26 protein-coding genes are annotated in these 26,348 nt (G+C 69.0%); 8 read left to right on the forward strand and 18 right to left on the reverse strand.

What is annotated here, in order from left to right:
* Nucleotides 1–662: GNAT family N-acetyltransferase (locus ACFWUU_RS00005; protein ID WP_380171333.1), on the forward strand; the 662-nt coding region annotated here is incomplete at its 5' end.
* Here the strand turns inward: ACFWUU_RS00005 and ACFWUU_RS00010 are convergent.
* Entirely contained in the window at nt 625–1,254 is a 630-nt protein-coding gene (locus tag ACFWUU_RS00010) for a hypothetical protein (RefSeq protein ID WP_380171335.1), read from the reverse strand. The two genes, ACFWUU_RS00005 and ACFWUU_RS00010, sit on opposite strands and share 38 nt — an antisense overlap.
* Nucleotides 1,247–1,714, reverse strand: coding sequence for a sigma factor-like helix-turn-helix DNA-binding protein (locus ACFWUU_RS00015; RefSeq protein WP_380171337.1), 468 nt, complete (start codon nt 1,712–1,714; stop codon nt 1,247–1,249). The genes ACFWUU_RS00010 and ACFWUU_RS00015 overlap by 8 nt, the downstream gene beginning before the upstream one ends.
* Before the next feature lie 76 nt (nt 1,715–1,790).
* Here ACFWUU_RS00015 and ACFWUU_RS00020 point away from each other — a divergent pair, with 76 nt between their 5' ends.
* Together ACFWUU_RS00020 and ACFWUU_RS00025 are read left to right on the forward strand one after the other, a co-directional pair.
* Entirely contained in the window at nt 1,791–2,384 is a 594-nt protein-coding gene (locus ACFWUU_RS00020; protein WP_380171339.1) for an ArsR/SmtB family transcription factor, read from the forward strand.
* Complete coding sequence (locus ACFWUU_RS00025) at nt 2,381–3,637, forward strand: MFS transporter (RefSeq protein ID WP_380171341.1); 1,257 nt, start codon at nt 2,381–2,383, stop codon at nt 3,635–3,637. Before ACFWUU_RS00020 ends, ACFWUU_RS00025 begins: the two co-directional genes overlap by 4 nt.
* On the opposite strand, the gene ACFWUU_RS00030 is transcribed toward ACFWUU_RS00025, so the two are convergent.
* The 5 genes from ACFWUU_RS00030 to ACFWUU_RS00050 all read right to left on the reverse strand — a co-directional run bounded on the left by ACFWUU_RS00030 (nt 3,634) and on the right by ACFWUU_RS00050 (nt 8,277).
* Nucleotides 3,634–5,238 carry an MDR family MFS transporter gene (locus tag ACFWUU_RS00030; protein ID WP_137254669.1) on the reverse strand — a complete coding sequence of 535 codons (1,605 nt, stop codon included), beginning with the start codon at nt 5,236–5,238 and terminating at the stop codon, nt 3,634–3,636. The two genes, ACFWUU_RS00025 and ACFWUU_RS00030, sit on opposite strands and share 4 nt — an antisense overlap.
* Nucleotides 5,238–5,744, reverse strand: a complete 507-nt coding sequence (locus ACFWUU_RS00035) for a MarR family winged helix-turn-helix transcriptional regulator (RefSeq protein WP_350863084.1) — start codon at nt 5,742–5,744, stop codon at nt 5,238–5,240. The genes ACFWUU_RS00030 and ACFWUU_RS00035 overlap by 1 nt, the downstream gene beginning before the upstream one ends.
* Nucleotides 5,745–5,824: 80 nt before the next feature.
* Nucleotides 5,825–6,292, reverse strand: a complete 468-nt coding sequence (locus ACFWUU_RS00040; RefSeq protein ID WP_137254667.1) for a MarR family winged helix-turn-helix transcriptional regulator — start codon at nt 6,290–6,292, stop codon at nt 5,825–5,827.
* Nucleotides 6,289–7,050 carry an imidazole glycerol phosphate synthase subunit HisF gene (hisF, locus tag ACFWUU_RS00045; RefSeq protein WP_380171343.1) on the reverse strand — a complete coding sequence of 254 codons (762 nt, stop codon included), beginning with the start codon at nt 7,048–7,050 and terminating at the stop codon, nt 6,289–6,291. The genes ACFWUU_RS00040 and hisF overlap by 4 nt, the downstream gene beginning before the upstream one ends.
* Before the next feature lie 15 nt (nt 7,051–7,065).
* On the reverse strand, nt 7,066–8,277 hold the full coding sequence (locus ACFWUU_RS00050; RefSeq protein ID WP_380171345.1) for an aminopeptidase: 1,212 nt from the start codon (nt 8,275–8,277) through the stop codon (nt 7,066–7,068).
* Between the two features lie 79 nt (nt 8,278–8,356).
* Between ACFWUU_RS00050 and ACFWUU_RS00055 the strand changes: the two genes are divergently transcribed.
* Together ACFWUU_RS00055 and ACFWUU_RS00060 are read left to right on the forward strand one after the other, a co-directional pair.
* Nucleotides 8,357–8,956 (forward strand): ArsR/SmtB family transcription factor, encoded by a 600-nt coding sequence (locus tag ACFWUU_RS00055; protein ID WP_380171347.1) that lies wholly within the window; start codon nt 8,357–8,359, stop codon nt 8,954–8,956.
* Between the two features lie 59 nt (nt 8,957–9,015).
* Complete coding sequence (locus tag ACFWUU_RS00060; RefSeq protein WP_380171349.1) at nt 9,016–10,200, forward strand: SGNH/GDSL hydrolase family protein; 1,185 nt, start codon at nt 9,016–9,018, stop codon at nt 10,198–10,200.
* 46 nt (nt 10,201–10,246) lie between these two features.
* On the opposite strand, the gene ACFWUU_RS00065 is transcribed toward ACFWUU_RS00060, so the two are convergent.
* The 5 genes from ACFWUU_RS00065 to priA are packed head-to-tail and all read right to left on the reverse strand — an operon-like array spanning nt 10,247 to nt 17,027.
* On the reverse strand, nt 10,247–11,179 hold the full coding sequence (locus ACFWUU_RS00065; protein WP_137254662.1) for a lysophospholipid acyltransferase family protein: 933 nt from the start codon (nt 11,177–11,179) through the stop codon (nt 10,247–10,249).
* Nucleotides 11,179–12,759, reverse strand: a complete 1,581-nt coding sequence (locus tag ACFWUU_RS00070) for a lactate racemase domain-containing protein (protein ID WP_137254661.1) — start codon at nt 12,757–12,759, stop codon at nt 11,179–11,181. The genes ACFWUU_RS00065 and ACFWUU_RS00070 overlap by 1 nt, the downstream gene beginning before the upstream one ends.
* Before the next feature lie 34 nt (nt 12,760–12,793).
* Complete coding sequence (locus ACFWUU_RS00075) at nt 12,794–13,993, reverse strand: zinc-binding dehydrogenase (protein ID WP_137254660.1); 1,200 nt, start codon at nt 13,991–13,993, stop codon at nt 12,794–12,796.
* Complete coding sequence (locus tag ACFWUU_RS00080) at nt 13,990–16,293, reverse strand: HAD-IB family hydrolase (protein WP_380171351.1); 2,304 nt, start codon at nt 16,291–16,293, stop codon at nt 13,990–13,992. Before ACFWUU_RS00080 ends, ACFWUU_RS00075 begins: the two co-directional genes overlap by 4 nt.
* Entirely contained in the window at nt 16,290–17,027 is a 738-nt protein-coding gene (priA, locus tag ACFWUU_RS00085; RefSeq protein ID WP_137254658.1) for a bifunctional 1-(5-phosphoribosyl)-5-((5-phosphoribosylamino)methylideneamino)imidazole-4-carboxamide isomerase/phosphoribosylanthranilate isomerase PriA, read from the reverse strand. The genes ACFWUU_RS00080 and priA overlap by 4 nt, the downstream gene beginning before the upstream one ends.
* A 121-nt stretch (nt 17,028–17,148) precedes the next feature.
* Between priA and ACFWUU_RS00090 the strand changes: the two genes are divergently transcribed.
* The gene (locus ACFWUU_RS00090; RefSeq protein WP_380171353.1) at nt 17,149–18,303 is read left to right on the forward strand and encodes a cytochrome P450; all 1,155 of its coding nucleotides are present in this window, start codon (nt 17,149–17,151) and stop codon (nt 18,301–18,303) included.
* Here ACFWUU_RS00090 and ACFWUU_RS00095 read toward each other — a convergent pair.
* Both ACFWUU_RS00095 and ACFWUU_RS00100 read right to left on the reverse strand, forming a co-directional pair.
* The gene (locus ACFWUU_RS00095) at nt 18,287–19,039 is read right to left on the reverse strand and encodes a class I SAM-dependent methyltransferase (RefSeq protein WP_380171355.1); all 753 of its coding nucleotides are present in this window, start codon (nt 19,037–19,039) and stop codon (nt 18,287–18,289) included. The two genes, ACFWUU_RS00090 and ACFWUU_RS00095, sit on opposite strands and share 17 nt — an antisense overlap.
* A gap of 9 nt (nt 19,040–19,048) precedes the next feature.
* A complete protein-coding gene (locus ACFWUU_RS00100; protein ID WP_380171357.1) occupies nt 19,049–19,819 on the reverse strand; it encodes a sulfite exporter TauE/SafE family protein in 771 nt (256 codons plus the stop codon).
* Nucleotides 19,820–19,909: 90 nt separating this feature from the next.
* Here ACFWUU_RS00100 and ACFWUU_RS00105 point away from each other — a divergent pair, with 90 nt between their 5' ends.
* On the forward strand, nt 19,910–20,317 hold the full coding sequence (locus tag ACFWUU_RS00105; protein ID WP_380171359.1) for a YciI family protein: 408 nt from the start codon (nt 19,910–19,912) through the stop codon (nt 20,315–20,317).
* Complete coding sequence (locus ACFWUU_RS00110; protein ID WP_380171361.1) at nt 20,314–21,546, forward strand: RNA polymerase sigma factor; 1,233 nt, start codon at nt 20,314–20,316, stop codon at nt 21,544–21,546. Before ACFWUU_RS00105 ends, ACFWUU_RS00110 begins: the two co-directional genes overlap by 4 nt.
* On the opposite strand, the gene ACFWUU_RS00115 is transcribed toward ACFWUU_RS00110, so the two are convergent.
* The 4 genes from ACFWUU_RS00115 to ACFWUU_RS00130 all read right to left on the reverse strand — a co-directional run bounded on the left by ACFWUU_RS00115 (nt 21,510) and on the right by ACFWUU_RS00130 (nt 26,325).
* Nucleotides 21,510–22,886, reverse strand: coding sequence for an FAD-binding oxidoreductase (locus tag ACFWUU_RS00115; RefSeq protein ID WP_380171362.1), 1,377 nt, complete (start codon nt 22,884–22,886; stop codon nt 21,510–21,512). The genes ACFWUU_RS00110 and ACFWUU_RS00115 overlap by 37 nt on opposite strands.
* A gap of 145 nt (nt 22,887–23,031) precedes the next feature.
* Nucleotides 23,032–24,795: a proline--tRNA ligase gene (locus ACFWUU_RS00120; RefSeq protein ID WP_380171363.1), complete on the reverse strand. Its 1,764-nt coding sequence runs from the start codon at nt 24,793–24,795 to the stop codon at nt 23,032–23,034.
* Between the two features lie 87 nt (nt 24,796–24,882).
* Nucleotides 24,883–25,245 (reverse strand): DoxX family protein, encoded by a 363-nt coding sequence (locus ACFWUU_RS00125; RefSeq protein WP_380171364.1) that lies wholly within the window; start codon nt 25,243–25,245, stop codon nt 24,883–24,885.
* A gap of 24 nt (nt 25,246–25,269) precedes the next feature.
* Nucleotides 25,270–26,325, reverse strand: a complete 1,056-nt coding sequence (locus tag ACFWUU_RS00130) for a M14 family zinc carboxypeptidase (protein WP_380171365.1) — start codon at nt 26,323–26,325, stop codon at nt 25,270–25,272.
* Nucleotides 26,326–26,348: the final 23 nt, after the last annotated feature.

Genomic DNA, 26,348 nt, shown 5'->3' on the forward strand with positions numbered 1-26,348 from the left:
GGGGAGGCTCCGCCCTCGTCTCCCCGCCGCCCGCCGGCGCCGCCGGCGGGCGGCGTGAGGTTGTGTTGCGGGTGGGGGTGATTCGGCAGGATCGGGTGTTGCCGGGGGTGCTTGCTGCGCGGGGGTTTGTGGTCCGCACGTCTGTGCAGCGGATGCGGATCGGGTTTGACGGGCCGGTGGTGGCGCCTGTTGTGCCTGCGGGGGTTGTTGTTCGGCGTGGGGCGCCGGATGAGGTGGCGCGGCGGGCGGTTCACGGCGTGTTGATGGAGGCGTTTGCGGAGCAGCCGGATGCGTTGCCTCGGCCGTTCGAGGAGTGGGCGGCTTCGCGGGAGAGTCGGTCGACGTTCGACTGGTCGCAGGTGACGATCGTGGAGATCGACGGGCAGGCGGTCGGTGTGACCGAGTGCAACGACAACTTCGTCAGCACCGACAACTGCGGGTACGTCGGCCGCCTCGCCGTCATACCCTCCGCACGTGGTCGCGGTCTCGCCAAGTTCCTCCTGCGGACCGCCTTCGCCACCGACTCGGCGGCCGGGCGCGACGGCACGATCCTGCACGTCGACACCGGCAACCCCACCCCCGCCGTCGCCCTCTACACCGGCGTCGGCATGCGCCCGGACCTGATCAGCGACATCTGGCAGAGAACGATGCAGCCGGCCTGAAGCACCCGCGTCCCTTCAGCACGACCCGCTCGCCCATCGTCCCGGCATACACAGTCCGGTTCCCGAGCGGAGTCTTCAGATCGAGCTGCAGACTCGTCGGAGCCGGTCCCGGATTGTTGCACTGGTGGCCCTCGTTCTGGTCCGGCGCGATGCCATAGCGGTACGCCGCGATCCGGACCGAGCCGCCGTCCTGGGACAGGATCCGCACCACCGTGTTCGGCAGGCACGGCTCGATCGCGACCTCGTCCGGTTCAACTCCGACGGTCAGCAGCGAGAGATGATCCGGATCCAGCCGCGCCGACGTCACCGCGATCTCGCCGCGGAGCAGGATGACCGTCGTACCGAGCTTGTACTGCAGCGGCGCCGGCCCGTCGACCGCGTACTTCGGCATCTCAAGCCCGAGAGTCGGCTCGGTCTCAGCTCGCGGATAGCCCAGAACGCCGGCGATCCCGGCGACGATCACGATCATCACGACCGCGGCCGACACGACGTACCGTCGCCGCCGCAGATCCCGCGCGGCCCGCTCGAGTTCCTCGAACGGCGGCGCCTCCTCCGGCGTCCGCTCGTCGACGTACTCGATCAGGTCACGCATGCTCGGCCACCTTGAAGGCCCGCCGCGCCCGCGCCAGCCGCGCATTGACCCCACCCACCGGCAGCTCCAGCTCCTGAGCGATCTGCTCGACCGGCAGCTCCATCACCTCGTGCAGTACGACGACCGCGCGCTGCTCAGGCGTCATCCCAGCGAGCGCAGCCGCCACCTCACCAGCCGGCCCGCGCCTCGGAGCACCACCACCGAGCCTGGCCAGCGCCCGCGCCGCCACCTCCCGACGCCGCAACCGCCCCACGATCGTCCGTACGGCGACCCCGCGCACCCACGCCTCCGGATCCTCGTACCGGCAGATCGCATCCCACCGACCGAGCAGCCTCGCGTACGCGTCCTGCGCCACCAGCTCGGCGTCCACGCGCGATGCCCCGATCGACACCAGTACGCCGATCAGCCGCGGCCAGCTCTGGCGATACAGAGCGGCGAGGTCCGCCCTCGGGTCATCCACCCTGCCAGTGTCCCGCCGTACCCGGACCGGCGACAGAGGCTTGCCTCCCGGAGATCTGAGAGATTACTCTCGAAACATGTCTCTCAGAAATCCGTATGGCGATTTCGAGATCACCGACCCGCAGGCGATGCGCGCGTTGGCGCATCCCGTCCGGCTCGCTGCGCTCAGCTATCTGCAGAAGAACGGCCCGGCCACGGCCACCCAGCTGTCCGAGCATGTCGGCGCCTCGCCATCGGTGACGAGCTGGCACCTGCGGCATCTGGCGAGCTTCGGCCTGGTCGTCGACGGCCCGCCGCCGAGCGGCTCGGACCGCCGGCAGCGCTGGTGGAACGCGGTCGCCCACGGCTTCCGCTACGCGATGCCGGACACCCCGGAAGGCGCCGAGGCCGGGCGCCTGCTGCGAGCCGAGCTGCTGAACCAGGCACTCGAAGCGGCTCAGCACTGGCTCGTGGAGACCGAACCGCACCTGGCCCCCGAGTGGAGCCGACTGGCGGGCTCGGCGAACACGCTGCTGGTGATCACCCCCGAAGAGGCCGAGGAGATCGGGTCCGCGATCGAGCAGCTGTTCGCGCCGTACGTTCAGCGCCGCGACGCCAACGAGTCCCCCGCCGACGCGCATCCGGTCCGCTACCTCCGCATTTCCTTGCCCGAAGCAACGGACTCGCAATGAGCACGCTCTCCGCCACCAGCCTGTGGCGTGACCGCCGGTTCCGCACGTTCTGGTCCGCGCAGGCTGTCTCCGAGTTCGGCGACCGGGTCACCGAGCTCGCGTTGCCGCTGATCGCCGTCACCCTGCTGAACGCCTCCCCCAGCCAGGTCGGCTTCCTGACCGCGGCGGTCTGGCTGCCGAGTCTGGCCAGCCTGTTCATCGGGTCCTGGGTCGACCAGCGCCGGGACAAGCGGCCGCTGATGATCGCCGCCGATGTGGCCCGCACCATTCTGCTGGTGACGATCCCGGTGGCGTACTGGCTCGATCTGCTCACCCTCGGCCAGCTCTACGCGATCGCGATCCTGGCCGGTACGGCGGGTGTCGTGTTCGGCACCGCCTACGCGTCGTTCTTCGTCCGACTGGTCGGCCGGGACCAGTACCTCGAGGCCAACGGCAAACTGTCGGCGACCCGGTCCATCTCGTTCATGGGCGGCCCGGCGGTCGGCGGCGCGCTCGTGCAGTGGCTGACCGCGCCGGTCGCGATCCTCGTGGACGCGTTGTCGTTCGTGTTCTCCGCGATCCGGATCAGCCGGCTGGACGTGACTCCCGGCGAGGCCGACGAGACGCCGGAGCCGTTGCTGTCCAGGGCCCGGGCCGGCATGCGCTACCTGCTCAAGCATCCGTACCTGCGCCGCAGCCTGGGCTGCGCGACCACGGTCAACTTCTTCAACATGATCGGCATGGCACTGCTGGTGCTGTTCGCGAGCCGCGATCTCGGGCTCTCGCCCGGCACGATCGGTCTGGCCTTCGGTATCGGCTCGTCCGGCGGATTGCTCGGCGCGGTCGCCGCGGCCCCGTTGAGCAAGATCTTCGGGGCCGGTCGGGTGATCGCGGCCGGGGCCCTGATCTTCCCGGGCTCGATGGCGCTGGCGGTTCTGGCCCAGGGGCCGGAGTGGGTCCGCGCGACGGTCCTGGCAGGCGGCATGTTCATCGCGACGTTCGCGGTGATGTGTTTCGACGTACCGCTGAACTCGTTGCAGGCGGCGGTGATCCACGACCACATGCGGAGCCGGGTCGCGGGCGCGTTCAGCAGTATCAACTACGGCGTCAGGCCGCTCGGCGCGGTCGTCGGAGGGTTCCTCGGCACCTGGATCGGTGTCCGCGAAACCCTCCTCGTCTCCGCAGCCGGCGGCCTGCTTTCGGTGCTGTGGCTGATCGGCTCACCGATCATCCGCACCCGCGAACTGAGTGGCCTGGAGCCACCTGAGCTCTAGTCGTGTACTGCGCGATCCGCCAGGTCCTCGACGTCGTCGACCTTGCTGACGGTCTTGCGCAGCGGGACCTCCTTGATGAAGATCACCGCGATCAGGGCAACCGCTGCACACGCCGCCGCGATCAGGAAGATCCGGCCGGTCGCGTCGCCGTACGACTGCCGCACCAGCTCGGCCAGCTGCGGCGGCAGGTGACCGACGTCGAGCAGGCTCGTGCTGCCGGATCCACCCTCCTGCAGCTTGCGCGCCGCCTCGGCACCGCCCGGACCGGCGAGCACGCCGGCCACGATGAGGCTCTTCACGTGAGCGGCGAGGACAGCGCCCAGCGCGGACACGCCGACCGCACCACCCAGGCTGCGGAAGAACGCCACGGTCGCACTCGATGCGCCGATCTCCCGGACGTCCACGGTGTTCTGTACGGCGAGGACCAGGTTCTGCATGGTCATACCCATACCGAGACCCATCGCCAGCATGCCGAGTCCGACGTACCAGTACGGCGAGGAGTGGTCGATCGTGCCGAGGATCAGCAGACCGACGAGCAGCAGTACGCCGCCCGACACCAGGTAGCGCTTCCACTTGCCGTAGCGGGTGATCAGCTGGCCGGAGCCCGCCGAGCCGACGAACGAACCGAGCATCATCGGGATCGTCAGCAGGCCGGCCTCGGTCGGGCTGTAGCCGCGGGCGATCTGGAAGTACTGGCCGAGGAACAGCGCGCTGCCGAACATCGCGACGCCGACCGCGAGGCTGGCGACGATCGCCAGCGCGGTGGTCCGCTCGCGGACGACCTTCAGCGGGACCAGCGGCTCCTTCACCCGGTTCTCGACCATGACGGCGAGGAACCCGACGAGCAACGTGCCGCCGACGAAGAGTGCGGACTGCCACGACATCCAGGCGAAGTCCGTACCGGCGAAGGTGACCCACAGCAGCGGCAGGCTGGCCGCGATGCTGATCAGGACAGCACCGACGTAGTCGATCCGGACCTCACGCTTGATCAGTGGCAGGTGCAGGTACTTCTGCAGGATCACCAGGCTGACCACGGCGAGCGGGACGCAGACGTAGAAACACCAGCGCCAGCCGAGCCACGAGGTGTCGACGATGACACCGCCGATGAGCGGACCGCTGACGGTCGCGACCGCCATCACGGCACCCATGTAGCCGGAGTACCGGCCGCGCGACCGGGGTGGGATCGCGGCGCCGATGATGGCCTGGGCCAGCGCCATCAGACCGCCCATCGCGAGGCCCTGCAGGACGCGGGCGCCGATCAGGAACGGCACGCTGTGGGACAGGCCGGCCAGCGCGGACCCGATCACGAAGACCGAGATCGCGACCTGGACCAGCAGTTTCTTGCTCACCAGATCAGCGAGCTTGCCCCAGATCGGCGTGGACACCGTGGTGGCCAGCAGGCTCGCGGTGAGGACCCAGGTGTACTGCGTCTGGGAACCCTCGAGGTCGGCGATGATCGTCGGCAGGGCATTGCTGACGATCGTCGAACTCAGCATCGCCGTGAACAGCGCGGCGAGCAGGCCGATCAGGATCTCGAGGATCTCGCGGTGGGTGAGTTCCGGCGCAGCGGGCATCTGCTGCCGGGTCTCGGTGACAGTCATCAGTCTCCAGTCGATTGGGTGCGCCTCACGACCTGGTTGACCTCGGTGATGGCGTGCGCGATCCGCTGCATGGTCTCCGCAGCGGTCAGCAGCGCGTCGTCGTCGAGGTCGGCCAGGGCCGCACGAAGGTGCTGGGTGTAGGACGAGTAGAGGGCCTCCAGCTGGGCCTTTCCGGCGGGTGCCAGGCTGACCAGCCCGACCCGGGCATCGGCCGGGTCGGGTCGACGGCTCACCAGTCCGTCGGCCTCCAGCGCGGCCACCTGCCGGCTCACCACCGACGCGTCGACGCCGAGCTTGGCGGCGATCTCTCCGCCGCGCTGCTCGCCGCCCTTGTGCAGGATCTTGAGCACACTCGCGTCGGACCGTCGCAGCCCGCTGTCGGGCATCAGGTGCCGGTGTTCGATACATCGCACCGCGCGGATCAGCGAACTGACCCCTTCGAGGACCTCCTGCGCAGGTACGTCCCGCTCTACCCCCGGGACAAGGGGTTGCTGAGCTAGTTGCATAACCCAACTATATACCCGGATAGTTGGTTTCCACAACCATATGCCCAGGCTGTGGATAACTGGTTACACGGGGTGAGACCTCAGCCGAGGTCGGTGTTCAGGCGGGCCAGCAGGCGGCCCAGGTCGGAGAGGTCCGTCGGGTTCCAGCGGTCGAGGATCGCGCGGAACTCGGTCTGGCGTTGGGTCCGCATCGCCTCGTACCGCTCGGCGCCGGTAGTCGTCAGGCGGAGCAGGCGGGCGCGGCCGTCGTCCGGGTCGCCGACGCGTTCGATCAGGCCGAGGGTCTCGAGCTGGGTGATGCCGCGACTGACGGTCGACTTGTCGAGGCCGAGGACCTCGGCGATATCCGAGGCCCGTACGCCGGCGCCGTTGCCGGTGCCCATCTCGATCTGGGAGATCAACGCGTACCCGGCGGCGTCCATCTCGGGGTGGACGCGCCGCGCCAGCCGGAGCGACGCGGACCGCGAACGCCGGAACAGCGCGGACAGCTCCTGCTCGATGGCGGCGACCATCTCCTCCGAGCGTTCGACGTGCGCCGGCGTACTCATCGGACCACGATCCCCGCGTCACGGAGGGCCTTCTTCACGTCCGCGATCCGGAAGTCGCCGAAGTGGAACACGCTGGCCGCGAGTACGGCGTCCGCCCCGGCCTGCACCGCGGGCGGGAAGTGCTCCGGCGCCCCCGCTCCCCCGCTGGCGATCAGCGGTACGTCGACGACCGCGCGCACGGCCTTGATCAGCTCCAGGTCGAACCCCTGCTTGGTCCCGTCGGCGTCCATCGAGTTCAGCAGAATCTCCCCCGCGCCCAGCTCGCACCCGCGCTGCGCCCACTCGATCGCATCCAGCCCGGCCGACTTCCGCCCGCCGTGGGTCGTCACCTCGAACCCGCTCGGCTGATCCGCCGACCGCCGTACGTCGAGGGACAGCACCAGCACCTGGTTGCCGAACCGGTGCGCGATCTCGCGGATCACATCGGGCCGGGCGATCGCGCCGGTGTTGATGCCGACCTTGTCCGCCCCGGCCCGGAGCAGCCGGTCCACGTCGGTCACCTCGCGGACCCCGCCGCCGACCGTGAGCGGGATGAACACCTGCTCGGCGGTCCGGCCGACCACGTCGTACGTCGTCTCGCGGGAACCCGACGACGCGGTGATGTCGAGGAACGTGAGCTCGTCGGCGCCCTCCGCGTCGTACACCTGCGCCATCTCGACCGGGTCGCCGGCGTCTCGCAGGTCGGCGAAGTTCACGCCCTTCACGACACGGCCGGCGTCGACGTCCAGGCACGGGATAACTCGTACGGCAAGGCTCACGCGGAAAGGGTACCGTCAGCCTCCCAGGACCCAGACGTCATCACGCAGCAACACGACCGGCCCGTCGGGTGTCGTGGCGGTGATCGTCAGCCCGTCGCCGCCGAGGACGACGTCGGTGTGAACGGTCGCGTTGTTCAGCCCCAGCTCGGCCCGCTCGTCGGGCGTCAACTGCATGCCGTCGGCAACGGCGAACGGGAAGCTCTGTCCCCAGGCGATGTGGCTGCCGGCGTTCTCGTCGAACAGGGTGTTGTGGAAGACGACGCCGGCCTGCGCCACCCGCGAGTCCTTGTCGACCAGGGCGACCTCGCCGAGGCTGCGGGCGCCGGGGTCGACGTCGAGCTGCGCCCGGACCAGGCCGGCACCGGTCGTCGCATCCACGTCGGTGATCCTGCCGGCCTTAAAGGTGAGTTGCAGCCCTTCCACGAGTTGGCCCGCGATGACGACCGGCTTGGTCACCCGCGCGACGCCGTCCGCACGCCGACGGTCGGGGCTGGTGAAGACCTCCTCGGTCGGGATGTTCGGCAGGTACGGGATACCCGCCGGGTCGGTCACGGACCCGCCCGTCCAACGACAGTCAGGCAGCAGACCGACGGTCAGGTCGGTGCCTTCGCCGGTGTAGTGGAGCTCGGTGATCTCCAGCTTGTCGAGGGCCGCACACCGCTCGGCCAGTACGGCGGAACGCTCCCGCCAGGCGGCCACCGGATCCGCCTCGTCGAGCCGCATCGCCCGGGCGACCGCGTCCGAGAGGCGGTCGACGTCGGGTTCGCCGTACACCTGGGTGGCCCAGCCGGCGTTCGGCGCGGCGATCACGGTCCAGCGCCACCGTCCGCTCATCACCGCCTGCTGCCTCGCCGCCATCTCCTGCTTCCGGACTGCGGCGACGCGGGCGGGGTCGATCCCGGCGTACAGGCCGGAGTCCGGCGTACCGGTCAAGGCGATCGTTGCGATCCCCTCCTCTTCCCAGCCGCGGATGCGCTCCATCGCCCACGGCCGGTCGGCCGACAGCGTCTCCAGGTCTGAGTGGATCAGGTCGGACCGGCGTACGAGGCCGTCGGTCCAGAGCACCTCCACCCAGCGTGCCCCGGCGACGTACGCGCGCTCGACCACTGCCCTGGCGATCTCGGCCTGGGCGATATCGGCGTTGAGCACGACGCCTTGGCCCGGCTGCACGTTCACGCCGACGCGGACGACCAGGTCGGCGAAACGCTCCAGCTGTTCGTTGTTCATCTACGACTCCTATTCACGCTGGCGTGAACATTGTCAGATGTGAGAATGTTGCGCAAGACGTAAACGAGAAGGAGTCGCCATGCAGGAACCGACGCCGGTCCGGGCGATCACGGACGTCGAGACTATGCGCGCATTGTCGGACCCGACCCGGGTCGCGATCCTTCGCCTGCTGATGAGCGGCGACCGCTCGGCGCCACCGGTGATGTCGGCCAAGGAGCTCGCGGCCGCTCTCGGCGAACCGCAGACGAAGCTCTACCGCCACCTCAAGCAACTCGAGGCCGCCGGGCTGATCCGGGTGGCGGAGACCCGGCTGGTGTCGGGCATCCAGGAACAGCGCTACCAGACCGCCCAGCTGGACTTCACCATCAGCCGCGACCTGGTCACCAACGAAGCGGCGTCCGCGGAGTTCGCCGACACGCTGTCCGCGCTGTTCGGCGAGTTCCGCACCGAACTGGTCACCAACCTGACCGCCGGCCGCGTCCCGATCGGCGCCGAGGCGGAAACGCCACTAGGCCTACTGGTCGGCCGCGGCATGGTCGCCAACGTCAGCCGCGACCGCGCCGCCGAGTTCCGCCGCCGACTGCTCGCTCTCCAGGCCGAGTTCGACGCCCTCGAGGACGACGATCCAGACGGCGTCCCGGTCCATCTCCTCGTCGGCTGGTATGCGGTCACCGATTAACTAGTTGCATTGCCACTAGTGTCACTGAAACTATCGATTCTCACAACGAGAGGATCGACATGCGCACCACGAAGTTCCTGGCTGCCGGTGTGATCGCTGCGGCGATGTTCACCACGCCGGCGATAGCTCAGCCCCGGGACACGGCCTGGTCGGCCGCCTGGGCGAGCGCGATGCAAAGCCCTACCACCGCCGACGGCAACTGGAGCCAGGCCGGGTTCGACCACCAGACCATCCGGCAGACAGTCCGCCTCAGCACCGGCGGCCGGAGCCTGCGGATCCGGCTGTCCAACCTGTACGGCACCAAGCCGCTCCAGCTCACGGGCATCACAGTCGCCCGCGCCGACGTCACCTTCCACGGCTCACGCCGTACGACGATCGCCCCCGGCCGGACCGCGACCTCCGACGCGGTCGCAGTCCCGTCCGTTGCCGGTGAGCAACTCGTCGTCTCGGTGTACGTCGACGGCGCGACCGGCCCGGCGACGTTCCACGAGGACGGGCTCACCACGACGTCCGCGACCGCCGGCAACCACCTGCACGACAACGCACCCGGCACGGCCACCAGCCACGCCTTCTACTACCTCACCGGTGTCGACGTGACCGGCGCCGCGGGCACGATCGTGGCCTACGGCGACTCGATCACCAATGGGCACAACTCCACCGTCAGCGCCGATCACCGGTACTCCGACGACCTGGCGCAACGACTCGGGAAGACGAGGCTCGGTGTAGCCAATGCCGGCATCAGCGGAAACCTGCTGCTGCACCAGCTCCCCTGCTTCGGCGATGTCGGCGTGACAAGGTTCCGGCGCGACGCACTCGGGCAGCCCGGAGTCCGCACGGTGATCGTCGAGGAGGGCGAGAACGACATCTGGGACAGCGAGTTCAACTTCGGCTGCGGCGAGACGCCCAGGATCACGGCGGACCAGCTGATCGCCGGCTACCGCAGCATGATCGCCGCCGCGCACGCCCGCGGAGTACGGATCATCGGCGGCACCATCACCCCGTTCAAGGCCGACTACATGCAGCCGGCCGACTTCGAGCGGGCCGAAGCGATCCGCACCCAGGCAAACCAATGGATCCGAACCTCAGGTCAGTACGACGCGGTCGCCGACTTCGCCCTGGCCGTCGGCGATCCGGCGGACGAGCAACGGATCGATCCGGCGCTCGACTCCGGCGATCACCTGCACCCGAACGACGCCGGGTACGCGGCGATGGCCGCCGCAGCCGCCAAGACGCTCGGCCACTAGAAAGGGGCCGCAGGCAGTAGTTGCCTGCGGCCCCTTCCAGCGACAGCTACTTCCAGGCGCGGCGGCGCCCGTCAGTGGACTTCATCGGCCGCGTGGTCTCCCAAACGCGGCGCCAGCGGGCAGCCTCGGGTCCGGTCTGGGACGGGGAGGCGCCGATGGCGGCGCGGCGACGGGATTCGTACCAGGTGGTCGACTCCTCGTCGAGCAACGCCGAGACCGCGGCGGCGATCCGGGGCGCGAAGTCGCGCGGGCTCTCCCCCTCGGCGGCACGCAGCGGGTCGCCGTACCGGACGTGTACTGCCGGGCGGCCCGGGACCGGCCAGCCGCGGCCGCGGGGCATCGCGGCGAACGAGCCCTTGATACCGACCGGGATCACCGGCACGTCGTGCTCGACGGCGAGGTATGCCGCGCCCATCCGGAACCGCTGGATCCAGCCGTCCGGCGACCGCGTCCCCTCCGGGAACACGACCACGTTCCAGCCGTCGGCGAGCAGGTCGCCCGGCGTCGAGCTCAGGTTGCCGCCGCGGCGCTCGATCGGGAACGTGTTGAACACGATCGCCGACCCGGCCGCCCGCCACCAGGTGTCGAAGAAGTAGTCGGCCGCGGCCGCGAACGCCGTCTTGCGGCGCATCGCGTCCGGCAGCGACAGCAGCAGCAACGGGGTGTCGAGGTGCGACGAGTGGTTCGCGACGATGATCGCCGGCCCGTCGAGCTTGAGCAGCGAGTCCAGGCCGCTCACCTGCGGGCTGACCTCGAAGTTCAGGACCGCGTTCAGCGGGCCCTTCTGGATCAGGTCGCGGACCGCGATCGCGGCCGGCGTCCGGGCCCACTTGGTCGGGAAGACCGTGGACTCCTTCGGGATCACGTACGGCTCGGCCGACCGCGGTACCTGCGGCCGCCGGCCCCACCGCCAGCCGCGCGCGACCTGCTTCACGTCACGCGCGGTGTCCCGGCTGAACTTCACCAGGCTGGTACCCATCAGCGCACGTCCGCGAGCAGGTGCGGCGGGTTGTGCAGGTACGTGATCGACGGCGACCGGCCGACCGAGTGGCTGACCATCTCGAGCGCGTCGGACAGCGTCGACGCGGACCGGAAGCCCATCCGCTCGACGGTCTTGCGGTTCGCCCCGACCCAGACGATGTCGCCGCAGTGGTCCAGCGCGTGCGAGATCCAGTACCACATGTAGAACGGGTGCACGCCGTGGTACGCGTACGAGGTCCGGTACAGGTGGATGTACCACGGGTCCTCGGCGTACTGCTTCTCGAACTTCGCCTCGATCGTCGCCGGATCGGTGCTCTCGGCAAGCACTTCCTCGAAGAAGTCGACGTACGACGGGTGGTGCAGCTGGCTGAACTCGTAGTCGACCGGGTGGTACAGGATCACCGCGCCGTCCTTGCGGACGACCGGGTTGCCCCGGTACGAGTTGAAGTAGTAGCCCAGGCCCATGCAGGCGGCCAGGATCGGGTTCATCACCGAGTTCACGTTGTACGGGCCGATGAACGGCACGCCCATGATCGCGACATCGGACTGACCCTGTACCTCGACCATGTGCTGGCGGTGGACGTTCTCCAGCGTCTTGTCGTGCACCGGCTCGATCTTGCCGGCGTGCACACCGGTCAGGCCGTAGTTCGAGCGGACGTCGGTGAAGATCTTGTGCCGGAGCTTGCTCGGCGCCGCGGCGAGCGCACGCTTGGTGCCGAGCATCGAGGCCTGGTCCTTGAGCGACCACTCCCACTCGCGCTTCTGCAGGAACTCCAGCGGCCCGCCGAAGATGTCGTTGTTCAGCGTGGTCTCGATCTGGAAGACCTTGACGTGCTGGGTGAGGATCTCGCCCATCCGCCAGGCCGACTCGTGCATCTTCGACCGCTTGTGGTCCATGAACGACCGCGAGTGGATCATCGTGTGGCTGTTGTGGTGGTGCTTCAGCGACTTGTACGACGCCAGGCCGATCGACGTCGACTTGTGGCCGCCGTCCATCGCCACCAGGTTCACGTTCACGTAGACGAGCAAGTCGGACTCGGCCGCCCGCTTGGAGATCTCGACGTCTTCGCCGTGCCTGGTCTGGCCCAGGTGGGTCAGGTTCGCGCTGTCCTCGGCGTCGAAGTTGTACAGCTTGCCGTCGGGGAAGAACGAGCGGAACACGCGCTCGCCGACGATGTCGCGCAGCTCGTTCGGGGTGAGCCGGCGGTGCAGCGCGTTCGCCGAGATCAGCTCGACGTCGTCGACACCGGCCTGCGCGGCCAGCTCCAGCACGGCCTCGATGATGCGCTGCCGGATGTCCGGCTTCTTCATCGGCGGCAGCGGGATCGAGATGTCGTCGAACGCGATCGTCAGCCGCATGCCGGCGCGCAGCAGCTCGGGCAGCGGCTCGGACTCGATCGGGTTCAGCAGCGCGTTCTGGATCGCTTCGTCGACGTCCCGCACCGGCGGCAGCGCCTCCGGCGGGTACACCACCCGGGTGCCGAGCGGGAACCGCTCCAGCAGGAAGCCCTCACCGTTGTGCACGAGCAGCGGCGGGGTCCGGTCGTCCACCTCAAGCACAAAACCTGGCCGAGACATGTTCAGAACCTCTCTCGTCGTACGTTCAGCGCCCTCATGAGGCCCTCACATCGAAAGCAACCTTGACCGTGCCGAGTCGGCCGGCCGAATGCGCGTGGTCCAGCGCCTCGCGCCACCGGTACAGCGGGTACCGCGCACCGACGATCCCGTCCAGCGGAGCCCGTCCGGCCAGCTCCAGCGCGGTCTCGAACGCCGGGCGGCCGTTCGGCTCCTCCCGCGCGGACGCGTAGGTGCCGGTGACCTCGAGCTCGCGGAACCACACCGGCGACAGGTCGGCGCCGCTGGCCGGCATCCCGGACAGCACCACCCGGCCGCCGGCCTTGGTGACGCGCAGGACGGTGTCGATCGAGTCCTTGCTGCCGACCGCGTCGACCGCGACGTCCACGCCGCCGAGCAGGAACTCGCCCGCGCCGAAGTCCGGCTTGAGCCGGAACGCGCCGGTCGATCGCCGTACGCCGCGGAACACCTCGTCGGGGGCGACCACATCGCTGGCACCGAACGCCCGCGCGAGCTCACGCTGCTTCGGGTGCTTGGCAACCACGGTGATCCGACCGGCCTGCGTCAGCTCGCGCAGTGCGAGCGTGGCGAACAGCCCGACCGCACCGGCGCCGCTGACGAGCACCGACTGACCCGGCTGGACCTTGGCCCGGAGCGCGGCATGCACCGCACCGGACAGCGGCTCGACCAGGACGGCCCGCTCGTCGGACAGTCCGTCCGGTACGGCGTACAGCTGGCTGCGGTGGGCGACGAGCAGGTTTCCCCAGCCGCCGCCGGTGTCCTGGCAGAACCCGGTCTGCAGACCCGGCGCGACATGGCCGACCGTGATCCGGTCGCACCGGTTGGTGTTGCCGGTCACGCAGTTCTCGCACAGCTCGACGCCGCGCGCTTCGCAGGTCAGCACGGAGTCCATCACGACCCGGGTGCCCTTCGGCAGGTCCTCGCAGTCGTCGAGCAGCTCGCCGACGATCTCGTGACCGGGGACGAACGGCATCGAGACGACCGCGGAGAAGTACAGCTTGGTCGAGCCGGTGACCATGCCGAGGTCGGAGCCGCAGATACCGGACAGGATCGGCCGGATCCGTGCCCAGCCGGGCCGCTCGGCCTTCGGCTCGTTGATCGTGACGAGGCGCAGCGGCGCGGCCGGTCCGGTCAGGATGCCGGGGATGCGGCCGCCGACCGCCTTGGCCGCCAGGAACTTCGCCGGCGACCGGTACATCTCTAGGGCAAGCATCATCGGGCGTTCACCCCAGGGAGCTCCAGACGGGAGGACGTGGACGGGGTCTTCCAGTCGACGATCTGCCAGCGCGCGGCCCGGGCGGCCCGGAACAGCGACACGTCCGGCGAGACCGCGACCGGATTGCCGACGGTCTCCAGCATCGGCAGGTCCGAGTGGCTGTCGGCGTAGGCGTACGACTTGGAGAGGTCGATGTTGGTCTGCCGGGCGTGGTGCTTGATCCAGGCGGCCCGCGACTCACCGACCAACGGCGGACCCGACAGGAAGCCGGTGCAGCGACCGCGGTCGTCGACAGCCAGTTCCGCCGCGACGATCTCGTCGAACAGCGGCTCCAACGGACGGGTCAGCGGACGGACGGCACCGGTGATCAGGATCGTCTTGTGCCCGGCGGCGCGGTGCTCGCGGATCCGTCGTACGGCCGCGCCGCTCAGGCGTTCGAGCACGTGCTCGGCGAGGATCTCGTCGACGATCTGGTTCAGCTCCTCCAGATCCGCACCGGCGTACCGCCGGTAGATCGTCCGGAGGAACGTGCCGCGGTCCTTGCGCTCGGCCGCGATCAGCTTCGGCAGCTTGCGCAGCATCGCGCCGATCTCGCCGACCCGCTGCGGACCGTCCAGCTCGGGCAGCCGCATCCACAGGTAGGTCTCGATCACGTTCGACGACAGCAGCGTGCCGTCCATGTCGAACGCGGCGATCACCTTGGACTCCGACGACGGCTCGACCTTCTTCAGTACGCCGGCGGACTCGGCGAGCGCCTTGTTCCGCTTCTTGCGTACGACGTCCAGCCGGCGCATCGACTCCGTGACGCTCGGGCAGTGCAGCTCCTGCAGGTAGTACTGCCAGTCGACGACCGCGGTGTCGCAGGCGAACTTCTCCTTGTCGTCACCCTCGAGCGCGTTGTGCAGCGCGAGCACGTTGTCGTCGATGAACTGCAGCTCGGCCTGCGCGTACTCGGAGTACAGATCCATATAGCGGCGGAGGAAGTCGAGACGGCGCTTCTGTACGTCGAGCTCGCGCGCGTACTTGCGGACCCGCTCGCTCCGCGGCACGGTCGTGATGATCCGGTCCGCGATCTTGTGGGCCTTCTCGCCGTACCGCAGCATCGTCTCGACCGAGTCGCCGCCGGGGAACTTCCAGACCGGCAGCCGGACCGCGCCGCGCTCGCCCAGGTCGAACGGGTGCTTGGAGAAGTACGCACGGACGCCGGCGTACAGCTGCTCGAACGTCAACGGGTTCCGGGCGCCGGAGCCGATGTGGTAGTACTCCGGCTTGTTCAGCTCGGGCTCGGTCGCCATCACCGCGCAGATCGCGCCGACGACGTGGTCGACCGGGATGATCTCGATGACGGAGTCGGGGCTGGCCGGGAACTCCGGCAGCTCGCCGCGGCCGTACGCCAGGATCAGCGGCTCGGCCATCTTGAAGCCTTCGATCCAGCCCGGGTGCGGGGACTGCAGCGCGGACTCGATGATGGCCGGGCGGACGATCGACGTCGGCAGCTTGCCGGCGAACTCCTCGACCACGCGCTCGCCGAGTGCCTTGGTGAACGTGTAGCAGTCGGTCCAGCCGAGGCTGCGGGCGCGCTCGGTGCCGGTCTCGACCAGCTTCTTCGCGACCCAGTCGATCCGGCGCCGCTCGGTGTCGGCCGCGGCGGTCAGGTGACCGGCGCGGCGGTGCAGCTTCTCGGCCTCCTTGCGGAACTTCGCCAGCATCGGCGCGGACCGGGACTGCTCCTCGATCCGGGCCTTCATCGCCATCCCGGCCTCGGCCTCGGTCCGCCAGTCGACCAGGTGCTCGACCGACGCCTCGGGGATCGCGCCCCGGCGGCGGCCGGCGGTGTAGGCGGTGGAGATGTGGACGTAGTGGATCCGGCGGTCCGTCCCCTGCCGGCTCTCGTCGATCCGCTCGAGCAGGCTCTTGGTGCCGAGCACGTTGGTCGTGAACGCCTCGTGGATCGGCGGGTCGAAGCTGACGTCGCCGGCGCAGTGCACGACGATGTCGAGATCCTTCGGCAGCTCCGGTACGTCGGACAGGTCGCCGTCGATCACGTGGATCCGGGCCGCGGACAGTGCCTCGGCGTCGGCGTACTCCGTGCCCTCGCCGTAGAACGGCTTGAAGATGTCCTTGCGGAGCAGCTGTGCCATCCGGTCGGCGCCGGTCAGCGAGCCCTTCGGCCGGATGATCGCGGCCACGGTGGTGCCGGGCAGGTCGCCGATGATCCGGTGCAGCAGCGCCTCACCGACGAAGCCGGTGACGCCGGTGACAAGGACCTTCTTGTCCTTGAGCTTGTCGGCCAGACTCACTTGTCGCCTCCACGCGTGAGCTCGAGTGCCTCGGTCAGGGTGAACGCGCCGGCGTACAGGGCCTTGCCGACGATCACGCCTTCCACGCCGTCCGGGACCAGCGTGCTCAGAGCCCTGAGATCGTCGAGGCTCGAGACGCCGCCGGACGCGATGATCGGCTTGTCGGTGCGCGCACACAGGTCGCGGTACAGGTCCAGGTTCGGGCCCTGGAGCATGCCGTCCTTGGTGACGTCGGTGACCACGTAGCGCTCGCAGCCGGCCGCTTCCAGCCGGTCGAGCACCTCGTACAGGTCGCCGCCTTCCTTGGTCCAGCCGCGGGCGGCCAGCGTCCGGCCGCGGACGTCGAGGCCGATCGCGATCCGGTCGCCGTACTGCTGGATGATCCGGTCGCACCACTCCGGGTCCTCGAGCGCGGCGGTGCCGATGTTGACGCGTCGCGCGCCCGTCGCCAGCGCGGCTTCCAGGGAGTCGTCGTCGCGGATGCCGCCGGACAGCTCGACCTGGACGTCCAGCTTGCCGGTCACCTCGGCGAGCAGTTCCCGGTTGCTGCCACGGCCGAACGCGGCGTCCAGGTCGACCAGGTGGATCCACTCCGCGCCGGCGTCCTGCCAGGCCATCGCAGCAGCCAGCGGATCGCCGTACGACGTCTCGCTCCCGGCCTCACCCTGCACCAGCCGAACCGCCTGCCCGTCCGCCACATCGACGGCAGGCAGCAGCACCAGGTTGTCTGACATGGCCCACACCCTAGAGGGCGATGCTGAAGGATTCGTAACCCGGAGGCCCGCTGAGTCGTTCATATCCGATCTGTCTCAGCAATACCAGCAGGGTTAGTGGTCCTATCCGTAGGCTGGTCCCGTGGTGACCGTTGAGCAACTCGAAACCGACCCGCATCCGACGCTTGCCGCGATCCGCCCGATCGGCTGGCTCGAGCCCTTGAACAGCTGGGTCGTCACCTCCCGCGCCCTCGCACTCACCGTCCTGCGCGACCCGGACACCTTCACCGTCGACGATCCCCGCTTCTCGACCGCCCAGGTAGTCGGCCCGTCGATGCTCTCCCTCGACGGCCAGGTGCACAAAGCACACCGCGACCCCTTCGAGTCCCCCTTCACCCTCGCCGAAACCCGCCGCCGCTTCACGACCCCGGTCGAACAGACCGTGGACGAACTGATGGCTGCCGCTCGACGCAACGCCGGCCAGACCCCGGGCGCGGCCGGCGCCGCGCACCCGTCCGCGGACCTTCGGACGACACTCGCGGGTCCGTTGTCGGTTGCCGTGGTTGCCTACTCGCTCGGGCTTCCGCCGGCGTCCGCCTCCACCGTGCTCGACTGGTACACGGCGATCTCCGCGTCCGTCTCCGGTGTTTCCGCCGGCCATCCCGTGACCGCCGAAGGGGCTGCCGCTTTCGGCGAGCTGCACAAGCATGTTGCCGCGGGCATCGACTCGTCGGACTCGTTGATCGCCGCGGCCGCGCATGCCGGGCTCGGTGTGGACGAGGTTGTCGCCAACGCGGCCGTGCTGATGTTCGGCGGTATCGAGACCACCGAGGGCATGATCACCAACGCCCTCTGGCACCTCCTCACCAACCGCGACCAGCTCGATCTCGTCCTCGCCGACCCGTCCCTCCTCCCCAACGCCATGGAGGAGTCACTCCGCCTCGAACCGGCCGCCGCCGTCGTCGACCGCTACGCCACCCGCGACATCGAGCTCGCCGGCACGCAGATCCGCCGCGGCGACATGGTCACCGTCTCCCTCGCCGGCGCCGGCCGCGACCCCGAGGTGTTCGAGTCGCCCGACACGTACGACGTACGCCGACCCAACGCCCGCCGCCACCTCGCCTTCGCCAGCGGCCCGCACATCTGCCTCGGGATGCACCTGACCCGCCTGGAGACGCTCACCGCCCTGGAAGCAGCCCTCCGACTCCCCGGCCTCCGCCTGGCCGACGACTCGCCGCCACCGCGCGGCCTCGTCTTCCGCAAGCCGTCCGCGCTGCGCGTCAGCTGGGACGCGTAAGCACCAGCATCGTCGCGTCGTACACCGGCATAGCCCGGTCCGGATCCAGCTCCGCGTCCGCCGCGAACCGTTCGAACCCCGGCTCGACCTCCTCCTCCGGCAGGTACTCGAACGTCGACAACGCCCGCAGCTTGAGCCGCTCGTAGGTCTCCCGCAACGTCCGCGGCTCCTCGGCGGTGATCCGTACGAGGTCCTCGCCCGGCGTCAGCCCCGCCTCCACCGCGAGCGCCTGCGCCTCAGCGACCGAGACGTACATCGTCGCGTCGACCTCGCGCGCAGACGGAAAGTACCGGTACCAGAACAGGTCCGGCATCACGTCCGAGAACTGCGTCCGCAGCAGTCCCACTCCCCCGGGCCGCAGCACCCGGCGGACTTCCCGGAGTCCCTGCACGGGATCGGTCCAGTGGTGGAACGTCAGGAACATCAGCACCGCGTCAACCGATGCCTCAGGCAACGGAATCTGCTCGGCGCTGCCCTTCAGATAGGTCACGCGCGGATGCGGTTCGGCCGCCGCACGCATCCGGTCCGACGGCTCCACGCCGTACACCTGCCCCTGGAACTCCTCAGCCAGCCCCGGGGTGAGCCGACCGGTCCCGCTTCCGAGGTCGAGCACGTCCAACGGCCGCCGCTCCGGCAGGTACGTCGCGAACGCCGCGCTCCACCGCCGCACCTCGGCCGGCGGGATCCCCCGGCCAGCGACGTACACACTCCCCATCCGACCGTTGTAGTCCACCATCCCCAGACCCTAGAACACGTCCCAGGCCAGGCGCACGATCAGAGCAGAGACAACAACCAGGAAGACGACCCGGACGAAGCGGCTGCCGCGAGCGACCGCAGTACGGGCGCCGAGGAGACCGCCGAGCATGTTGGCCGCGCCCATGATCAGGCCGAGTCTCCACAGGGGTGCGCCGTGGAGGGCGAAGACGAGGATCGCGCCGAGGTTCGTGGCGACGTTGGCGATCTTCGCCTTGGCGCTGGCCTGCAGGAAGTTGTAGCCGAGCAGCCCGACCAGGGCGAAGATCAGGAACGAGCCCGTCCCCGGCCCGACCGCGCCGTCGTAGAAGCCGATCAGTACGCCGACGCCGCTCGCCGCGAGGTAGTGGTCGCGGCCGTCGAAGCGCAACGCGGTCCGCGCGCCGAGGGACGGCTTCATCGCGGTGTAGATCGCGACCACGATCAGCAGCACCAGCACGATCGGCTTGAACCACGACATCGGGATCTTCGTCGCGACCAACGCACCGGTCGCCGCGCCGAGCCCGGCCAGGATCGCCAGCGGCAGGACGGTCTTCTTGTCGGGCCGGACCTTCACGCCGAACGTGACCGCGCTGGTCGTCGTACCGCACAGCGACGAGATCTTGTTGGTCGATAGGATCTGCGCCGGCGACGCGTTCGGCAGGCCGAGCAGCATCGCGGGCAACTGCAACAACCCGCCGCCTCCGACCACGGCATCGATCCAGCCGGCCGCGAAGGCGGCGATCACCAGGAACAACAACGTCCACAACGAAACATCAGGCACAGAGCCCGATGATCAGGTAAGGGCGTAGTACCACTCAACCCTTACACCGCCCAGTGAGAGTTATGACACTCGATCCGGGAGAATGGCGGGGTGAAGTTCCTACTGCTGATCCACAACAACGCCGAGGCACTCAAGCAGTTCACCGAGCACCAGCTGTTCGAGATGTCCGGCGGCCCGGCCGGGATCGCGGCCACCGCGCGGGAGCTGCTGACGAGCGGTGAGCTGGTGTCGGTTCTCCGGCTCAACGACCCGGGCGAGGAGAAGGACGTCCAGCTCGTCGCCGGTACGCCGGTGATCTCGGACCGTCCGCTGCTGGAGACGAAGGAGTTCCTGGCCGGCGCGATGATCCTGAACTGCGCGTCGGTGGAGCGGGCGCTGGAGATCGCGGCGTTGATTCCGCTGGCAGAGTTCCGTCGGGTCGAGCTCCGCGAGATCAACCAGGACCACGACGAGTTCGTTGCCCAGCTGGCCTTCATCGAGGGAGCCGGCGAAGCGTGACCGGTCCTGCGGCGTCCGAGCTCGAAGCGGCGATTCGGGCGGCGGCGCCGCGGGCGTTGGCGGTGCTGGTCCGGCGGTACGACGCGTTCGACCAGTGCGAGGACGCCGTACAGGAGGCGCTCGTCGACGCGTTCGTGCAGTGGGGCGCGAACGGCGTACCGGAGCAGCCGATCGGCTGGCTGATCAGCGTCGCGTCGCGCCGGATGATGGACGGCTGGCGACGTGACAACGCGCGGCGGCAGCGCGAGCTGAACGACTTCCTGCGGGCGCCGGCCGACCAGCACGACCCCGACGAGTACCACGAGGACGCCGACGACACGATCCGGCTGCTGGTGCTGTGTTGTCACCCGGCGCTGACTCCGGCGTCGCAGATCGCGCTGACGTTGCGCTCGGTCGGCGGCCTCACCACCGCCGAGGTAGCTGCCGCCCTGCTTGTCAGCGAGAGCACCGTCGCGCAGCGCATCAGCCGGGCGAAGCGGCTGATCAAGGACGCCCCGTTCGAGCTCCCGACGGCCGAGGAGTACGACGAGCGCCTGGCCGCCGTACTGCAGGTCCTGTATCTGATCTTCAACGAGGGTCACACCGCGAGCGCGGGCGATTCGTTGCAACGCGTGGATCTCGCCGAGGAGGCACTCCGGATCACCCGCCTGCTGTGTCAGGCCACGGGCGAGGCGGGCGAGGTGGCCGGCCTGCTGGCGCTGATGACCCTCACCCACGCCCGCCGCGACGCGCGCACCGGACCCGGTGGCAATCTGATCCCGGCCGATCGGCAGGACAGGTCCCGCTGGTACGCCGACGAGATCGCCCAGGGCACTCGCATCGTCGAGGAGACCCTGCGCACCGGCGCCGTCGGCCCGTACCAACTGGAGGCGGCGATCGCGGCGGTGCACAGCGAGGCCGACTCGGTCGAGACCACCGACTGGGAACAGATCGTCGGCCTGTACCGGCTCCTCGAGAAGGTCGACCCGAGTCCGATGGTGACGCTGGGCGCCGCCGTCGCGATCGCGATGACCGAGGGTCCGGACGCGGGCATCGCGATCGTCGAAGGGCTGGCCGACGACAAGTACCTCGGTGAGCACCATCGCCGGCTGTCGGTCCTCGCCCACCTGCACGAGCTCGCCGGTCGCCCGGACCTGGCCCGGTCGAACTACCTCGCCGCGCTGGAGCGCACCCGGAACACGGCTGAGCAGAACTACCTCCGCGACCGCATCGCCCACCTCATCAAGTGACGACGGCCGCCGGTCCACTCCGGCCGCGGCGCGACACTCAACGCGCTGCGGAACACGTGCCCCGGATCGACCGCCTGCTTGAGCGCGGCCAACCGAGCGCGGTGTGATTCCGGGTAGCAGCTGTCGAGGTCCGCGTCGGTCGGGTTGGACAGGAAGTTCACGTATGCACCGTTCGGCCGCAGCGTCTGCCAGAAGGCGTCGAAGTCCTGCGCGGCTTGTTCGTCGGGCGTTCCCATCACGACAGAGTTGACCATGAACTGTGCGTCGCGGTGGGCGAAGGCGGTCGCGTCCGCGGGCATCTCGCCGAACGAACCGCCGAGTGATCGGATCTCCATCGCCATCGCCGGGATCTGCTGACGGGCTTCGAGCAGGCGGTCGGCGAGTTCAGCTGACCACGAGTCGAAGAAGCCGTTGCGGATCCGCGGACGCCACTCCGCCGGCATCGACATGTCCGAGAACACCTCGGCGTACGGCACCTCGGCGACCTTGTCGGTGAGCAGCGTGCCGAGGTTGCGCAGCGGTTCGAGGAGCGCAGGGTCGCCGGCAACGCAGACCATGATCGCGACCGGCACCTGACGATCGGCCATCATCGTCGGCGCGAGTTGCAGCGACGACGTGACCTCCACGGGCGCGTGCGCGGCGTACTCCGCCCAGCCCTTGAGCACCTCTGCAGTTTGGGTCCACGGATACAGCAGCGTGCCGAAGTGCACGGTCGGCTGACGTACGGCGGTGATGTCGTACGACGTGACGACGCCTAGACTGCCCGCCGCGCCGCGCAGTCCCCAGAACAACTCTGGCTCGTTCGCGGCGTCGACCCGGCGTACCGAACCGTCGGCCGTGACCACCTCGGCCGACACCACGTTGTCGATCGCCAACCCGTGCTTGCGGACCATCCAGCCGATGCCGCCGCCGGCCATCAACCCGCCGACGCCGACGCTCGCCGTGTCCCCCGACGAGATCGCCAACCCGAGCTTCGTGAGCCGCGCGGCCACGGTGCCCCAGGTCGCTCCGACGCCGACCCGAACGACATCGTCCGGCAGCACCTTGACCTCATCCATCGGCCGTACGTCGATCACCACGCCGCCGTCATTCGTACCGAACCCGGCCGCGTTGTGCCCACCGCTCCGTACGGCGACCGGCAGGTCCTGCGCCTCGGCGTACCTCAACGCAGCCACCACATCGGCCGCACCGGCACACCGGACCACCACGCTCGGCCGTCCCTCGGCCATCACCACCCGCCCGGCCTCGGCGTACCCCGCGTCCCCGTCGACGAGGACCTCCCCCAGCGCAACCTCGCGAAGCTCGTCGATCCCCCGCCCAACCACTACAGATTCCGTCATCGCCAACTCCCTGGATTCCGAGACGCCCCCTCTGGCGTCTCACCCCGGGATCGGAGCCGACCGACGATCCTCGACACGCTCGACCGAAGAAAATGCAAACCGGCCCCACCCCCGTTTGCGGAGTGGGACCGGTTCTACGGTTGGTTCAGCTGCGGACGGCCGCGACCAGGTGGTCGACGACGTCAGCGACCGGTACGTCGGTGCGGTCGCCGGAGCGGCGGTCCTTGACCTCGATCGTGCCGTCGGCGAGGCCCTTGCCCACGACGGCGATGGTGGGAACGCCGATGAGCTCGGCATCCTTGAACTTCACGCCCGGGGAGACCTTCTCGCGGTCGTCGTAGATCACCGACACGCCGCGGGACTCCAGCTCGGCAGCGAGCTCGGCCGCCTTCGAGAAGACCTCGGAATCCTTGCCAGTGGCAACAAGGTGGACATCGGCCGGCGCGATCTCGCGCGGCCAGACCAGACCGAGCTCGTCGTGGTTGCCCTCGGCGATCGCCGCCACCGCGCGGGTGACGCCGACGCCGTACGAACCCATCGTGACCGTGACGAGCTTGCCGTTCTGGTCGAGGACCTTGAGGTCGAGCGCGTCGGCGTACTTGCGGCCGAGCTGGAAGATGTGGCCCATCTCGATCCCGCGCGCCGACTCCAGCGCACCCGAACCGTCCGGCGCCTCGTCACCGTCGCGCACCTCGGCGGCCTGGATCGTCCCGTCCGCGGTGAAGTCGCGACCGTGCACCAGGTTGATGACGTGGAAACCGGACTTGTCCGCACCCGTCACCCACGCGGAGCCCTCGGCCACCCGCGGATCGAGCAGGTAGCGGATGCCCGACGTGTTCTCCTTGCCGAGCACACCGGGGCCGATGTAGCCCTTCGCCAGCGACGGGTACTTCTCGAAGTCCGCCTCCTCGAAGGCGACGACCTCGGCCGGCTCGACCTGCGCACCGAGCCGCTTCTCGTCGATCGCCCGGTCTCCCGGGACGCCGATCGCCAGCGGCTCGCGCGACCCGTCCGGGTGCACGACTATCACGAGCACGTTCTTCAAGGTGTCCGCGGCGGTCCACTCGCGACCGTCGCTGCGCGCGTGCTTCGCGTTCAGCGCGTCCACGAGTGTGTCGATCGTCGGCGTGTCCGGCGTGTCCACGACCTCGGACGCGGGCACGGCCGAGGCGTCGACAGCCGGCGACTGCGGCACGACGACCGCCTCGACGTTGGCGGCGTACCCACCCGGGGAGCGGACGAAGGTGTCCTCGCCGTTCTCCGCGATGGCGAGGAACTCCTCGGACCGCGAGCCGCCCATCGCGCCGGACATCGCCTGCACGATCACGTAGTCGAACCCGAGCCGGTCGAAGATCTTGATGTACGCCTCGCGATGCTTCTCGTACGACGCGGCGAGGCCGTCGTCGTCGATGTCGAACGAGTACGAGTCCTTCATCACGAACTCACGCCCGCGCAGCACGCCGGCCCGCGGCCGCGCCTCGTCGCGATACTTGTTCTGGATCTGGTAGATCGACAGCGGCAGGTCCTTGTACGACGAGTACAGGTCCTTCACGACGAGCGTGAACATCTCCTCGTGGGTCGGACCGAGCAGCATGTCGGCACCCTTGCGGTCCTTCAGCCGGAAGATGTTCGGCCCGTACTCCGTCCAGCGGCCGGTGGCCTCGTAGGGCTCGCGGGGCAGCAGCGCCGGGAACACCAGCTCCTGCGCGCCGATCGCGTCCATCTCCTCGCGGACGATCCGCTCGACGTTGCGCAGCACCCGCAGGCCCAGCGGCAGCCAGGTGTAGATACCGGGCGCGGCGCGCCGGATGTACCCGGCGCGGACGAGCAGCTTGTGGCTCGGGACCTCCGCGTCCGCCGGATCCTCGCGAAGGGTGCGGAGGAACAGCGACGACATACGCAAAATCACGGGAGTCTCCAAGCGTGCAAAGTCGAGAACGGGACGTCACAGAGGATATCGGTCTGGTGGTGATGCTCCCACCACGTTATCCACAGGTCACTCGCGGGCTGCCTTGAGCGCCCATCTGATCAACGGGAGCTGCAGCGGCAACCGTGCATAGGCGATCGCCTGCGCCGTCCGCGATCCCTTGGAGCGCAGGTCGACGGCCATCTGGACATTCGCGGGGAACACCGCGACCAGCAGGCCGGCGCTCATCAATCCGGCCAATCGCCGCGTGCGCGGGTGCAGCAGACCCGCCGCGCAGGCCAGTTCGGCCACACCTGAGGCGTAAACAAGTTCCTTCTTGCGCGGCAAAGCATGCGGAACGATCTGTTCGAACGGTTCCGGCTTCAGGAAATGCAAGGATCCGAGCACGCCGAACAGAACGGCCAGGCCGGTGGTGCTCTTGCTCCGCGACATGCGCCGGAGCTTACCCGACAGTAATCACGGCAATGGCCCGTACGGCGTCGCGGCCGCCTTCGCGGCGTAAACCAACGCTGGTTTCAGCAACGGCCAGAACGTCGAGGCAATACACGAGTACGGCGGCACGAAACCGGCGCACCACCCGGTCTTCGGCCCGATCTCGAAGGTGTACGACGGCACGCCGCGCGTCCCGTACAACCAGTCGCTGGTCGAACCCGGCGTGAGGTACCCGATCCCGCCGTCCCCGGTGAACACCGGATACCCCGTGAACGCACTCATTTTGTTGCCCAAGGCCACCAATGCGGCCTGGTCGGGAGCGGGCGTCCTTGTGTAGCCCCATGGCGCCAGGATGTCGTTCCCGTAGCTGTGGAGGGTGATGAAGACGCCTGTCCTGCCCGCGAAGATCGCAGACAGCAAGCCCTGGATCGCTACGGTCTCCGGCTCGGACGCCGCCTTCGCACCTGGGTACATCTCGTCGCAAGGACCGCCCTGATCGCCGTCCCAATGGAACGACGAGTTCCGGTTCAGGTCGACTCCGGGGTAGCCCGCGGTGCAGTCGCCGGCGCTGTCGTCGACGTTCTTCCGTTGCAGCAGCGGCCGCGCCGGATTCGACGCGACCACGTCCACGCCGTCCGGGTTCGCGATCGGCACCACCCACAGCTCGCGGGTGTCGAGCAGCTTGGTCAGCTCGGGATCGACGCCGTACGAAGAGACGAGCAGGTCGATCCATTGGTACGCGATCTCGCCGGTCGCGATCTCGCGCGCGTGGATCTGGGCGTGCAGTACGAACTTGGGCTTCTTCCCGGTGCTGTTCAAGGCGCAGTCGCCGGGCGCGAGCTTCGTGATGCACAACGCCTGGATGTCGTGCCCGCCCTGCCCTTTCGCCTTCAGCCACGAGTCACCGATGTCGTACAGCTTCACCAGATCCGGGTGCGCGGCGGCGACGGCCGCGTTGTGTTGCTCGTGGCCGGTGACGGTGTGGTACCCGCCGTAGTACGTCACACCGGGCGATGAATAGGCCGTCGAGGACATGAACGTGACGGCAAGGGTGCAGAGAAGAGCCGCGAGCCTTCGCACGCCGACCAGCCAATCATCGGCGG

The organism is Kribbella sp. NPDC058693 (assembly GCF_042715335.1).
In the GTDB taxonomy this organism is placed as follows: domain Bacteria; phylum Actinomycetota; class Actinomycetes; order Propionibacteriales; family Kribbellaceae; genus Kribbella; species Kribbella jiaozuonensis.

Coding starts and splice junctions, on each gene's coding strand:
- ACFWUU_RS00010 (WP_380171335.1), bottom strand. CDS start 1,254: ATGCGTGACCTGATCGAGTACGTCGACGAGCGGACGCCGGAGGAGGCG.
- ACFWUU_RS00020 (WP_380171339.1), top strand. CDS start 1,791: ATGTCTCTCAGAAATCCGTATGGCGATTTCGAGATCACCGACCCGCAG.
- ACFWUU_RS00025 (WP_380171341.1), top strand. CDS start 2,381: ATGAGCACGCTCTCCGCCACCAGCCTGTGGCGTGACCGCCGGTTCCGC.
- ACFWUU_RS00030 (WP_137254669.1), bottom strand. CDS start 5,238: ATGACTGTCACCGAGACCCGGCAGCAGATGCCCGCTGCGCCGGAACTC.
- ACFWUU_RS00035 (WP_350863084.1), bottom strand. CDS start 5,744: ATGCAACTAGCTCAGCAACCCCTTGTCCCGGGGGTAGAGCGGGACGTA.
- ACFWUU_RS00040 (WP_137254667.1), bottom strand. CDS start 6,292: ATGAGTACGCCGGCGCACGTCGAACGCTCGGAGGAGATGGTCGCCGCC.
- ACFWUU_RS00050 (WP_380171345.1), bottom strand. CDS start 8,277: ATGAACAACGAACAGCTGGAGCGTTTCGCCGACCTGGTCGTCCGCGTC.
- ACFWUU_RS00055 (WP_380171347.1), top strand. CDS start 8,357: ATGCAGGAACCGACGCCGGTCCGGGCGATCACGGACGTCGAGACTATG.
- ACFWUU_RS00060 (WP_380171349.1), top strand. CDS start 9,016: ATGCGCACCACGAAGTTCCTGGCTGCCGGTGTGATCGCTGCGGCGATG.
- ACFWUU_RS00065 (WP_137254662.1), bottom strand. CDS start 11,179: ATGGGTACCAGCCTGGTGAAGTTCAGCCGGGACACCGCGCGTGACGTG.
- ACFWUU_RS00070 (WP_137254661.1), bottom strand. CDS start 12,759: ATGTCTCGGCCAGGTTTTGTGCTTGAGGTGGACGACCGGACCCCGCCG.
- ACFWUU_RS00075 (WP_137254660.1), bottom strand. CDS start 13,993: ATGATGCTTGCCCTAGAGATGTACCGGTCGCCGGCGAAGTTCCTGGCG.
- priA (WP_137254658.1), bottom strand. CDS start 17,027: ATGTCAGACAACCTGGTGCTGCTGCCTGCCGTCGATGTGGCGGACGGG.
- ACFWUU_RS00095 (WP_380171355.1), bottom strand. CDS start 19,039: ATGGTGGACTACAACGGTCGGATGGGGAGTGTGTACGTCGCTGGCCGG.
- ACFWUU_RS00115 (WP_380171362.1), bottom strand. CDS start 22,886: ATGACGGAATCTGTAGTGGTTGGGCGGGGGATCGACGAGCTTCGCGAG.
- ACFWUU_RS00125 (WP_380171364.1), bottom strand. CDS start 25,245: ATGTCGCGGAGCAAGAGCACCACCGGCCTGGCCGTTCTGTTCGGCGTG.